Below are 12369 nucleotides of genomic sequence, written 5' to 3' on the forward strand. Positions count from 1 at the left end.
CTGACATGACTCCAGGCTGGATCACCACAACGCTGCTGGATAACGAAACCCCCGGCGGCTGGGCCGTCGCCCGCAGCCGCGACGGTTTTTTACATGACTCCAACGGCCCGCTGTTCCCACGCGAATGGCTCAAGCGCCAGGACCTCGCGGTGTTCGCCGAACACGGCCTCGGCCACCTCGATGGCGAGCCGGTGTACTTGCTGGAGCTCGACTCGGCGGGCGAGGTACCGGGGTGCAGCTGGCAGGGCCTGCGCGGCTTCATGCTGCAGGGCGATCACACCCTGTTCAAAGTGCTCGGTTATGCGGCGCAGATCGGCACTTGGGCGCGGGAACACCGGTTTTGCGGCAGTTGCGGCCAGGCCATGGTTCAGGTGCCTCGGGAACGCGCCATGTTCTGTGAGGCCTGCGACCTGCGCAGCTACCCACGGATTTCTCCGAGCATGATCGTGCTGGTGACCCGTGGCGATGAGATTTTGCTGGCCCGTTCGCCGCGTTTTGTCAGCGGCGTGTACAGCACGCTGGCGGGGTTTGCCGAGCCGGGCGAGTCGGCCGAGGACTGCCTGATTCGTGAAGTGCACGAGGAAGTGCAGGTGCGCGTGAAGAATATCCAGTACATGGGCAGCCAATGCTGGCCGTTCCCCCATTCGATGATGCTGGGCTTTCACGCCGAATATGCCGGCGGCGATATCGTGCCCCAGGCCGACGAGATCGAAGACGCGCAGTGGTTCAACATCCACGACCTGCCGCCGTTGCCGGCGTCACGCTCGATTGCGCGTTACCTGATCGACCTCTACCTGGCCCGTCGTTTAGGCCACGCTGAACCAGTGTTGCCAGGCTAGGCGCACCGTCAGGCCGAGGACCACGGTGATAAACACCGGGCGAATGAATTTGGCGCCGCCGCTGATCGCGCTGCGTGCGCCAAAGAACGCGCCCCCCATCACCGATATGCCCATGGCCAGGCCGACGATCCAGTCCACCGAGCCGTTGAAAATAAACACCGACAGGGCCGCCGCGTTACTGACAAAGTTCATGCTGCGCGCCACGCCGCTCGCTTTGACCAGATCGATGGGGTGCAGCAGCATCGTGCTCACCGTCCAGAACGCCCCGGTGCCGGGGCCTGCCACGCCATCGTAGAAGCCCAGGCCGAAGCCCTGGGTGGCTTGCCATTTCTTCTTGATCGGCGCCTCGGCGTCCAACGGTGTCTTGGGCGTGCCACCAAACAGCAGGTAGACGCCGCAGGCGAATACGATCACCGGCAGCATCTTGTTCAGGGTTTCGGCGGGCAAGTAGTGCGCCACCACCGCACCGGCGAGGGCGCCGACCAGCGTGCCGACGATGGCATGCACCCACTGGCGCGGGTGGAACAGCTTGCGGCGGTAGAAGGTAAAGCTGGCGGTGGCCGAGCCGAAGGTGGAACTGAGCTTGTTGGTGCCCAGTACCAGGTGCGGCGGCATGCCGGCGGTGAGCAGGGCGGGCGTGGTGAGCAGGCCGCCACCGCCGGCAATGGCATCGATAAAGCCAGCGATAAACGCGACGCAGGCGAGAATGGCGAGGGTGGTCAGGTCAACGCTGAGTTCGAAGGGCATGGGATGGGCTTATTGTTGGCGGGGCGGGTGAGGGTCGCCATCTTACCTGCCTGATGTGCGCAGAACCAACTGTGGGAGCAAGCCCGCTCCCACAGTTGATCTGTGTATGTTTGGCTACTTGTGGGTGCCCAGCCACTCCAGCGCCGTGCGCCACACGCAAATCCCCAAGAAGTACGCTGACATCAGCGACCACAACCCGAATGTCCACGGGTTGGTGTTGGGGTAGTCGACCACCATCAGAAAACTGCACAGCAACCAGATCGTGGTCACCGCGATGTTGATCGGCATGAACCGCTTGACCCGGAACGGGTGCAGGAACTTCATCGGCGTGACGGTCAGCAGCGCCAGGCCGATCACGGTCAGCAGCGTCACCCAGGCCTGCGGCTGGATGATGTATACGCATAAGGCAACTACGTTCCAGGCGGCGGGGAAGCCGACGAAGTAGTTGTCCTTGCTCTTCATGTTCACGTTGCAGAAACAGAACAGCGACGACACCAGGATCACCGACACCGTGAACAGGTGAGTGAAGTCCGGCAGGTCGATGTAGCGGTAGATAAACAGTGCGGGAATGAACACATACGTGAGGTAGTCGATTACCAGGTCCAGCACCGAACCGTCGAAGCTGGGCAACACCGTGCTGACATTCAGTCGTCGCGCCAGTGAACCGTCGACGCCGTCCACTACCAGCGCCAAGCCCAGCCAGAGCAGGCAGGCCTTGGGTGAGTTTTCCAGCAACGCCAGGGTGGCCAAGAAGGCCAGGACCACGCCGGTGGCGGTGAAGCCGTGGGCGCCCCAGGCTTTGATTCTGGCTACATGCAGGGTCGATATCACGGGCGGTTCTCCAAAAGGTCAAACGGGGCAGCCGACAACGTGACGCGGTCGAGTCTGGCCGGGGAATGCAGGTATCGACCGGGAAGGGGGTTATAAGGTTCACCGCCCGGTGTATCGCTAAGCGTAGCAAGCGTAGGACGTTTCGACATCAACCCTGACGGAACACCAGTGCTTTCAAGCCACTTTGCGCGTCGATATCGGGAAATTCCGGCGGGTTTTCCAGGCGCTCGACAAAGCGCAGGCCGGGGGCCTCGCGGGTCACGCCGTCGATCAGGAAGTCCTCGCCGTAGGCCGGGTCGTTCATGCACGCCAGCACCGTGCCCTGGGACGTGAGCAGATCGGGCAGGCGGCGCAGCACGCGTTGGTAGTCCTTGGTCAGCAGGAAGCTGCCTTTCTGGAAGGACGGCGGGTCGATGATCACCAGGTCGTAGGGGCCGCTGTTGGTGACTTTGGCCCAGGACTTGAACAGGTCGTGGCCCAGGAAGGTCACTTTGCTCAGGTCATGGCCATTCAGGCGATGATTGTCGCGGCCACGGCTCAGGGCGCCGCGGGCCATGTCCAGGTTGACCACGTGGTCGGCACCGCCTTCGATGGCCGCCACCGAGAACCCGCAGGTGTAGGCAAACAGGTTGAGCACGCGCTGGCCGTGGGCCTGTTCGCGCACCCAGTTGCGGCCGTAGCGCATGTCGAGGAACAGCCCGCTGTTCTGTTTTTTACCCAGGTCGATCAGGTAGCGCAGGCCGCCTTCGGTGATGACCCGTTCCTCGATGGCGTCGCCCACCAGCCATTCGGTGGTGCTTTGCGGCAGATAACGGTGTTGCAGGGCCACGGCGTGCACCGAAGCCGGCCCAGTCGATCTGCGCCAATTGGTGCTTCAAGGCTTGCAGATGTTCGGTTTCCTTGAACAGGGCGACCAGCACGACGCCTTGCAGCCAGTCCACCGTCACCTGCTCCAGCCCTGGCCAGCAGCGGCCCCGGCCATGAAACAGGCGCCGGGTCTCGGCCGGCGCGCTGGCCAGGGCGGTGAGCAGGTGGGTGTGCAGGGTAGCGAGTGCGTCTGGGTTCATCGTTGAGCGTCGGTCGTTGAGCGGGCGGCATTTTAAACACAATCGAGCGCGGTTGTTGCTCAGAGCGTGGCGATCAAGGCTGGGCCAAAGGACTCACGCAGAAAGCCGGGGGCGATGTACCGCTCGTAATGCGCCTCGGAGAGCAGGAAGAACTCGCGGTCGATCGCGTCACGCAGGTCTGTGAGGTTGCGCTCGCGAAACTCCGGCAACAGCGCCAACCCATAGGCATCCAGCTTGGAAATCACCCGCGCACCTCGGGCAATCAGTTGGTAGGCCCAGCAATACGGCGACTGGTGCGGCATAAAGCGGATCTTGCGCTCTTCCAACTGCCGGCGCAGGCGTTGCGGGTCGAACACTTCCAGCTTGCTGGTCATTACCTGCACCAGCAGTTGCTCAAGGCGCAGCCACACCGCCTGTTTTTCCTCGGCGTTGTAGCCATTCCACTGGATGACTTCATGGTGATAACGCTTGCAGCCCCGGCAGACCAGGTCACCGTAAACGGTGGAACACAGACCGATGCACGGGGTCTTGATGGTTTGGTTGGGCATAAAGGGCAATTTGCAAAGTTTACGGAACACCGCGTTCCCAATGTGGGAGGGGGCTCCCGATAGCGGCGCATCAGTCACAGAGGCTTTAACTGAACTACCGTCATCGGGAGCAAGCCCCCTCCCACATTGTGGTGTGTGATGCTGATCAATCCCAGCTCAGCGCGCCGCCGGTCTGGTACTCAATCACACGGGTCTCAAAGAAATTCTTCTCTTTCTTCAAATCCATAATCTCGCTCATCCACGGGAACGGGTTGGTCGTGCCTGGATACTCTTCCTTCAGCCCAATCTGCGACAAACGACGATTCGCGATGAACTTGAGGTAATCCTCCATCATCGCCGCATTCATCCCCAGCACCCCACGCGGCATGGTGTCGCGCGCATATTCGATCTCCAGTTGAGTCCCTTGCAGGATCATCTGGGTCGCTTCTTCCTTCATCTCGGCATCCCACAAATGCGGGTTTTCGATTTTGATCTGGTTGATCACGTCGATACCGAAGTTCAGGTGCATCGACTCATCGCGCAGGATGTACTGGAACTGCTCGGCCACGCCGGTCATTTTGTTGCGGCGGCCCATGGAGAGGATCTGGGTGAAGCCGCAGTAGAAGAAGATGCCTTCCAGTACGCAGTAGTAGGCGACCTAGTTGCGCAGCAGTTCTTTGTCGGTGTCGACGGTGCCGGTTTCGAACTTGGGGTCGGAGATCGAGCGGGTGTATTTCAGGCCCCACGCGGCCTTTTTAGCCACCGATGGGATCTCGTGGTACATGTTGAAGATCTCGCCTTCATCCATGGCCAGCGATTCGATGCAGTACTGGTAGGCGTGGGTGTGGATCGCTTCTTCGAAGGCCTGGCGCAGGATGTACTGGCGGCACTCCGGGTTGGTGATCAGGCGGTACACGGCCAGCACCAGGTTGTTGGCGACCAGCGAGTCGGCGGTGGAGAAGAAGCCCAGGTTGCGCATGACGATGCGGCGTTCGTCGTCGGTGAGGCCTTCGGGGTTTTTCCACAGGGCGATGTCGGCGGTCATGTTGACCTCTTGCGGCATCCAGTGGTTGGCGCAGCCGTCGAGGTACTTCTGCCAGGCCCAGTCGTACTTGAAGGGCACGAGTTGGTTGAGGTCGGCGCGGCAGTTGATCATGCGTTTTTCGTCAACGGCGACGCGGGCGGAGGCGCCTTCGAGTTCGGCGAGGCCTTCGGCGACGTCGAGTTTGTCCAGGGCAGCCTTGGCGCGGATGATGGCGGCGGAGTCGTTGGCGGTGACGGCGCGGGCTTCGACGGCGGCAGCGGCGCCGGCACCGTCGAGGCGGTCCATGTTGGCTTCGCTGGCGTGGCCGGCGTTGGCGCCCTTGACTACCGCTGCACCGGTGTCTTCGTTGTCGACTTCATCCCAACTCAGCATTGAAATACTCCTTCCTGATCTGTTTCGGCGGGGTGTGAACCCGGTCTAAAAATAGGTGATTTTGCAGACTGCTAGGCATTGAAATATTGCGCGGAGTGTGGTCGGTAAATACCGATTCTGCACACTATGTAGTGGTCTGTCTTGTAGGTCGGCACACTATATGGGGTGTAACACCTCTGGTCAACGCACAAGAGCGGCTCGACTGTCGCAGGGGCCAAGCGCGTGCGGCGTGGGTGTGCATGCCTAAGCTAATGCTAAAAAGGTATTTATTAGCAGTTTTTAAGATCGTTTAGCTTGGACGCTTCCCCAGGATGTTATTCAAGGAGCGAGCCGCCGATGGCCCACGTACAGTCAATTACCGCCTTGCCGCTGTTGGACCTGGCGCAGCTCGACGGCAGCCCGCAGCAGCGTCGGCAGTTTCTCGATGAGTTGCGTCTGGCGGCGCGCCATATCGGCTTTTTCTACCTCACCGGGCATGGCATCGACCGTGACTTGCTGGCCCAGGTGCAGCAACAGGCACGCGCGTTTTTTGCCTTGCCCGAGGCCGATAAACGGGCGGTGGGCATGCTTAACTCCCCCACTTTCGCGGCTACAACCGCGCCGCCTCGGAGATCACCCGAGGCCAGCCCGACCTGCGCGAACAATTCGACGTCGGCGCCGAGCGCGAGCCCTTGCCCGCGGCGCAATACCCGGCCGCCTGGGCACGCTTGCAAGGCCCCAACCAATGGCCGCCGGCTCTGCCACAACTCAAACCCCTGGTGCTCGGCTGGCAGCAGGCGATGACGCAAATGGCCCTGCGCCTGCTACGCGCGTTCGCCCAGGCCCTGTCCCTGCCGGAAAACGCCTTTGATGCGCTGTATGGCGACAAACCCAACGAACATATCAAGCTGATCCGCTACCCCGGCCGTCATGCGCAGCAAAGTCGCCAGGGCGTCGGCGCGCACAAGGACTCCGGGTTCCTGAGCTTTTTGCTGCAAGACCAGCAGGCCGGTTTGCAGGTGGAAGTGGAGGAGGGCCGTTGGATTGATGCGGTGCCGCGCCCCGACACGCTGGTGGTGAATATCGGCGAACTGCTTGAACTGGCCAGCAATGGCTACCTGCGCGCGACCGTTCACCGCGTGGTGTCGCCGCCGGTGGGCAGCGAGCGGTTGTCGCTGGCGTTTTTCCTCGGGGCGCAACTGGACGCGGTGGTGCCGGTATACCAATTGGCGCCCGAGTTGCTGCGCGATGCCCATGGCCCCGAGAGCGACCCGCGCAACCCATTGCTGCGCGATGTGGGCTGGAACTACCTCAAGGGGCGCCTGCGTTCCCACCCCGATGTGGCTCAACGTTTCTACGCCGACGCCACGTTGCCCGAAGCACTGTCCGCCTGATCAGGAGATCACCGATGTTGAAAACCACCACCCTTACCCTGGCGGCATTGCTGGCCTCCTTCAGCGTGTCGGCCGCCGACGCGTTGCGCGTGGCCGCTGATCCGATTCCCCATGCGCAGATCCTCGAATACGTACAAAAGCTCGACCCGAGCCTGAAGCTGAAGATCATCGAGATCCCCAGCGGCGTGAATTCCAACGAGTTGCTCGCCCACGGTGATGTCGACGCCAATTACTTCCAGCACCTGCCGTACCTTCACTCCCAGGAACAGGCCCTCGGCCAGAAGTTCGCCGTGGCGGCCACGGTGCATATCGAGCCGTTGGGTATTTATTCGCGTCGGCACACCCGCTTCGCTCAAGTGCCGGACAAGGGCACCGTCGCCGTCCCGAATAACGTCACCAACCTCAGTCGCGCGCTGTACCTGTTGCAAGCCAACGGTTTGATCAAACTCAAACCCGGCTTCAATGACGCCGCCAAGGAACAGGCCACGCCCAAGGACATCGCCGAAAACCCCAGGCACCTGAAGATTCTGGAAATTGAATCCCCGCAAATTCCCCGGGCCTTGGACGATGTGGACCTTGCGGTGATCAACGGCAACTTCGCCCTGGAAGCCGGGCTCGAACCGGCCAAGGATGCGTTGGGCCTGGAGCAGGCCAAGGGCAACCCGTATGCGAATATCCTCGTCACAACCCCCAAGCTGGCGGATGACCCGCGTATTCGGCAGTTGGCCAAGGACTTGCGCTCACCGGAACTGGCCAAGTTCATCAGTGAGAAATACGCCGGCTCTGTGATCCCGGTGGCGGTCGAATGATCGTTGTCGAGGGCGTCAGCAAAACCTACGCAAACGGCCAGCCGTCGGCATTGGATAACGTGTCGTTGCAGATCGCCGATGGGGCGATCTTCGGCATTGTCGGGCGCAGCGGCGCGGGTAAAAGTACCTTGCTGCGCTGCTTGAACCTGCTGGAGCGACCGACGTCCGGGCGTATCCTGCTGGATGGCCAGGACCTGACCCGGCTGAACGACAAACAGCTGCGCCAGCACCGCCAGCGTATCGGCATGATCTTCCAGGGTTTCAACCTGCTGCATTCGCGCAATGTGGCGGATAACGTGGCGGTGCCGCTGGAGATCACCAATGTGCCCAAGGCCGAGCGCGCGGCGCGGGTGTCGCAGTTGTTGGCACTGGTGGGGCTCAGCGACAAGGCCCAGGCGTTTCCCTCGCAGTTATCGGGCGGGCAGAAACAGCGCGTAGGCATCGCCCGCGCCTTGGCCGCGCGGCCCGCGTACCTGCTGTCGGATGAAGCCACCAGCGCGCTGGACCCGGAGACGACGGCGTCGATCCTTGAACTGCTGCGCGACATCAATCGGCAACTGGGCGTGACCATCGTGTTGATCACCCACGAGCTGGAGGTGGTCAAGGCGATCTGCGACAGCGCGGTGTCCCTGGCCGACGGCCGCGTAGTGGAAAGCGGCACGTTGCTGCAACTGCAGAGCGACCCGTCGTCGCGCCTGGGCCGTTCGCTGGGCCACAGCCTGCACGTGGTGAGGGCCGTATGAAGACCGATTGGAACGACATCCTGCAATTGCTGCTCAACGCCACCGGCGAAACCTTATACATGGTGCTGCTGGCCGGGCTCTTCACCTTGCTGATCGGCCTGCCCCTGGGCGTGCTGCTGTTTATCAGTCGACGCGATGGCTTATTGCCGCTGCCCCGCCTCAATCGGGCGGTGGGCGCGGTGATCAACCTGGGGCGTTCATTGCCCTTTGTGGTGCTGTTGATCGCACTGATCCCGCTGACCCGCTTGATCGTCGGCACCACCCTGGGCAGCACCGCCGCCGTGGTGCCGATCACCATCGGCGCCTTTCCGTTCTTTGCGCGAATTGTCGAAACCGCGCTGGACGAAGTGGACAAGGGCCGCATCGAAGCCATCGTGGCCATGGGCGGGGATATCCGCCATGTGATTCTCAAGGTGTTGTTGCCCGAGGCCTTGCCGGCGCTGGTCGCCGGGGTGACCTTGACCCTGGTGATGCTGATCGGTTTTTCATCCATGGCCGGGGTGATCGGCGGCGGTGGGCTGGGTGACCTGGCGATTCGCTATGGTTACCAGCGCTTCAATAACCAGATCATGGTGGTCACGGTGATCGTGCTGGTGCTGCTGGTGCAAGGCGTGCAAAGCCTGGGCGATCGTTGTGTGCATTCATTGGCCCATCGACGCTGAGCAGCCCGCGAGGCGGGCGGCCTTGAGCAGCGCTTCAAACACTTGCTGCACCCGTGGCTCATCACTATGGGCCACATTGAAACGCATCGAATCGCGATGGGCCGTGTCGTAGCCGAAGAGCGCACCCGGCGCCAGGACCATGCCGCGTTTCAACGCCTCCTGGGCCAGCCACTCGCCGTCCACCCCCGGCGGCAGGCGCGCCCAGATAAACATCCCGCCTTCGTAGGCCATCGGCAGTTCGCAGCCACAGCGCCTGAGCCATTGTTCGACGCGCCCGCCAGCCTCCATCAAACGCTGGACCATGCGCTTGCGATGCCTGGCGTAGCTGCCTTCGCTGAGCATGCGATACACAATGTGCTCGAACAGCTCCGAGGTCACGCCGCCGCTCATCAACTTCATGTTGGTGAGGTTGGCCGCCAACTGTGGCGCGGCCACCACGTAGCTGACGCGGGTGTTGGCGCTGAGGATCTTGGAGAAACCCGACAGGTAGGTGACGTGGTCCAGGCCGGCGATGGCGGCCAGGCGTGGCGGTGGGTTGGGGTGCAGGTCGCCGTAGAGGTCATCCTCGACGATATGGCAGTGGTACTGCTGGGTCAGTTGCAACAGGCGAAACGCCTGGCTGGGGCTGAAGGAATGGCCCGTGGGGTTTTGCAGCACGCTGGTGGTCAGGTACAGGCCGGGGCGGTGCTCGGCCAGCAGGTGTTCAAGCGCGGCGAAGTCCAAGCCGTCGGGACGGCGCTGAATGCTCACCACCTTGACGCCATGCAAGGCCAGGTTGGCGTGGAAGTTGAAATAGCACGGCGCGTCCAGCAGTACCGTGTCGCCGGGCCTTACGAGCAGACGCATCAGCATGTCCAGGCCCTGCACGGTGTTGGGGGTGGTGATGACCTGTTCCACCGGCACCGACAAGCCTTCGCCATGCAGCTTCTGTTGCAGGGCCTGGCGCAATGGCAGGAAGCCCGCCGGCGTGCCCAGCCCGGCGATGCGCAGCGACGGCGCGCGCACCACGCTGCGCATCGCCTGGCGCAGGGGCTCGGCGTCCAGCCATGCTTCCGGCAGATGGCCGCCGCCGGGGCGCAGGTCGCCATCGGCGGTGGCCAGTGGTCGGCGCAATACGCTGAGCAGGTCCTGGGGCAGCAGGTCGACCCACGCCACCGACGCCGGACGTGGGCTGTCCATCGTCACAAAGTGACCACGGCCCTGGCTTGAGGTGAGCAGGTTGCGCCCGCGCAGGCGGTCCAGCGCTTCGTTGAGGGTGAACTTGCTGACGCCCAGGGTCTGGGCCAGTTCACGCACCGAGGGCAACTTGCTGCCGGGTGCCCATTCGCCGTGCTCGATGGCCTGGCTGAACGCTTCGACGATCTGCTGCACCTTCGGCGTGCCTTCCACGAAGGCAATAGCGGATACAAACATAAATCTTCCTTGTGTTTGCCGGTGCTTTTACCGGTGAAGTATGGCCGGATTAGGCATTACTTTACCTGCCTTGCGCAATGCTGCTTGCCTAGACTGCACGCTCCGTTTCCCTAGGTCACAGGCCATGACAAGTGCGTTAACGCTGTCTTCGTTTCTCTATTTCCTGCTGTTTTGCGCCACCATGACCTTCAGCCCCGGCCCCATGACCCTGTTGCTGCTGAGCCTGGGTTTGAAGGACGGCCTGCGCAGGTCGATCCCGGCGCAGATCGGCGCCAGTGTGTCGTACCTGATTTCAATCCTGATCTTTGCCGTGGGCTTCTCGGAATTGATCAAGGGTAACGTCGCCATCGCCCAGGGCATCCAGTTCGTCGGCGTGGCCTACATTCTGTACCTGGCCTACAAACAGTGGACCAGCAGCGGTGTGTCGATCGACCAGGGCGCTGCCGCACAGGGTTCGCGCAGCCTGTTCGGCAAGGGCTTGTTGACCGGGTTTTCCAACCCCAAGGCCCTCATCATGTTCAGTGCCGTGTTCCCGCAGTTCGCCGGGGCAGGGGAGCAGAGTTCGGCGGCCGACATCGCCATCCTCGGGGCGACCTTTCTGCTGCTGCAATTCGCCAGTGGGTGCCTGTATTGCTATTTCGGCCAGCGCATCAAGCATGTGCTGGAAACCCCCAGGCGCCGGGTGCTGTTGCAGCGGATCGCGGCCGTGTTGCTGTTGGGGGTGGCGTTGATGCTGGCGCGCGGGTTTTCCCACTGAGTGTTTTGGACGAAGGGCGCACGAGCGATGGTGGCGATATGCCCGTATGCTGATAGACTCCGAGTATTCTTCCTGGATGACACCCCACCATGCCAGCCAACGGAGGAAAAGGACTTCCGCTCGCTTTGCGCCTCTACAAATCCCGCTCCCTGGGGCTGACGCTCGGTTTTGTGTGCGTAGTATTTGGCATGTACCCGCTCAATCCTCCCATGTGGGTCTGGGCGTGGATGGTGATCAACGCCTTTGCCTGGCCTCATCTGGCCTTCCAGCTGTCTTTGCGCACCACCCAGGCACTGCGCAGTGAGCGCCGCAACCTGTTGTTCGATTCGTTTTGCGGCGGGTTCTGGGTGGGCGCGATGCATTTCAACCCGCTGCCGAGTGTCACCACCTTGTCGATGATGACCATGAACAATGTCGCCATCGGTGGGCCGCGCTTCATGTTCGCCGGCTTAATGGCGCAGACCCTGGGCATCGGCACGGCGCTGCTGATCTTCGCTCCGGCGTTCATGGCCTTGACCACACAGGCGCAGTTGTATGCCTGCTTGCCGATTCTAATGCTGTACCCGTTGGCGCTCGGCTGGATCTGCTATCGCCAGGCCGTGACCCTGGCGCGCCATAAACGCGAATTGCTGGCCCTGAGCCGCACCGACAGTTTGTCTGGCCTGCTCAACCATGGCGCGTGGAAAGATCACCTGGAAATTGAATTCCAACGCTGCCGTCGCGATCATCAGGGCGCGACGATTGCGCTGATCGACATCGACCATTTCAAGCTGATCAACGACACCTACGGCCACGTCACCGGCGACATCGTGCTGCGTCAACTGGGCAAAATACTGCGCCAGAACCTGCGCGTCACGGACCTGGCCGGGCGCTACGGCGGCGATGAGTTTTGTGTGATCCTGCCGGGCATGCCGCTCAACCACGCCACCGACGTGATGGAGGCGTTGCGCGATCGCTTCAACGCGTTGGCCTATGCCCAGGACCCGGCCTTGCGCGCCAGTTTGAGCATCGGCCTGGCGCCGTATCAACCCGGGCACGCCGATTCCACCGGTTGGCTCAACGACGCCGACCTGGCCTTGTATGAAGCCAAAAGCAGCGGGCGCAACCGCGTCAGCGCGGTCCAGGGGCTTGGTTGCGGTCTGTCTAGTGGGGTAGGGTGTGGCGGCCCTACACCAAACAAGGAT

9 protein-coding genes and 4 pseudogenes are annotated in these 12369 nt (G+C 62.2%); 7 read left to right on the forward strand and 6 right to left on the reverse strand.

Translation table 11 applies throughout. The features are described from left to right. The first annotated feature begins 5 nt into the window (after positions 1-5). Positions 6-839, forward strand: coding sequence for an NAD(+) diphosphatase (gene nudC / locus AB4O25_RS04020; protein ID WP_065878510.1), 834 nt, complete (start codon positions 6-8; stop codon positions 837-839). Here nudC and AB4O25_RS04025 read toward each other — a convergent pair. The 5 genes and pseudogenes from AB4O25_RS04025 to AB4O25_RS04045 form a co-directional block, all read right to left on the reverse strand. Then, a complete protein-coding gene (locus AB4O25_RS04025; protein WP_017530394.1) occupies positions 807-1586 on the reverse strand; it encodes a TSUP family transporter in 780 nt (259 codons plus the stop codon). The two genes, nudC and AB4O25_RS04025, sit on opposite strands and share 33 nt — an antisense overlap. A 114-nt stretch (positions 1587-1700) precedes the next feature. After that, positions 1701-2417 carry a phosphatidylcholine synthase gene (gene pcsA, locus AB4O25_RS04030; RefSeq protein WP_017530393.1) on the reverse strand — a complete coding sequence of 239 codons (717 nt, stop codon included), beginning with the start codon at positions 2415-2417 and terminating at the stop codon, positions 1701-1703. A gap of 148 nt (positions 2418-2565) precedes the next feature. Next, positions 2566-3484: pseudogene (locus tag AB4O25_RS04035) on the reverse strand (class I SAM-dependent methyltransferase). A 59-nt stretch (positions 3485-3543) separates the two neighbouring features. After that, the gene (locus AB4O25_RS04040; RefSeq protein ID WP_017530391.1) at positions 3544-4032 is read right to left on the reverse strand and encodes a DUF1289 domain-containing protein; all 489 of its coding nucleotides are present in this window, start codon (positions 4030-4032) and stop codon (positions 3544-3546) included. 145 nt (positions 4033-4177) lie between these two features. Next, a pseudogene (locus AB4O25_RS04045) lies at positions 4178-5428 on the reverse strand (ribonucleotide-diphosphate reductase subunit beta). Between the two features lie 336 nt (positions 5429-5764). On the opposite strand from AB4O25_RS04045, the pseudogene AB4O25_RS04050 reads away from it, so the two are divergent. From AB4O25_RS04050 to AB4O25_RS04065, 4 genes and pseudogenes are all read left to right on the forward strand, one after another. After that, positions 5765-6801: pseudogene (locus AB4O25_RS04050) on the forward strand (isopenicillin N synthase family dioxygenase). Between the two features lie 14 nt (positions 6802-6815). After that, on the forward strand, positions 6816-7610 hold the full coding sequence (locus AB4O25_RS04055) for a MetQ/NlpA family ABC transporter substrate-binding protein (protein WP_017530711.1): 795 nt from the start codon (positions 6816-6818) through the stop codon (positions 7608-7610). Beyond that, on the forward strand, positions 7607-8353 hold the full coding sequence (locus AB4O25_RS04060) for a methionine ABC transporter ATP-binding protein (RefSeq protein WP_460150540.1): 747 nt from the start codon (positions 7607-7609) through the stop codon (positions 8351-8353). Before AB4O25_RS04055 ends, AB4O25_RS04060 begins: the two co-directional genes overlap by 4 nt. After that, positions 8350-9015, forward strand: a complete 666-nt coding sequence (locus AB4O25_RS04065; protein ID WP_017530713.1) for a methionine ABC transporter permease — start codon at positions 8350-8352, stop codon at positions 9013-9015. The genes AB4O25_RS04060 and AB4O25_RS04065 overlap by 4 nt, the downstream gene beginning before the upstream one ends. On the opposite strand, the gene AB4O25_RS04070 is transcribed toward AB4O25_RS04065, so the two are convergent. Further along, entirely contained in the window at positions 8995-10428 is a 1434-nt protein-coding gene (locus AB4O25_RS04070) for an aminotransferase-like domain-containing protein (protein ID WP_460150541.1), read from the reverse strand. The genes AB4O25_RS04065 and AB4O25_RS04070 overlap by 21 nt on opposite strands. Positions 10429-10552: 124 nt before the next feature. Here AB4O25_RS04070 and AB4O25_RS04075 point away from each other — a divergent pair, with 124 nt between their 5' ends. Together AB4O25_RS04075 and AB4O25_RS04080 are read left to right on the forward strand one after the other, a co-directional pair. Beyond that, a complete protein-coding gene (locus AB4O25_RS04075) occupies positions 10553-11185 on the forward strand; it encodes a LysE family translocator (RefSeq protein WP_017530715.1) in 633 nt (210 codons plus the stop codon). An 89-nt stretch (positions 11186-11274) separates the two neighbouring features. Continuing rightward, positions 11275-12332, forward strand: a pseudogene (locus AB4O25_RS04080) (diguanylate cyclase). Positions 12333-12369 lie beyond the last annotated feature (37 nt).

Source organism: Pseudomonas sp. S3_A03 (genome assembly GCF_054668275.1).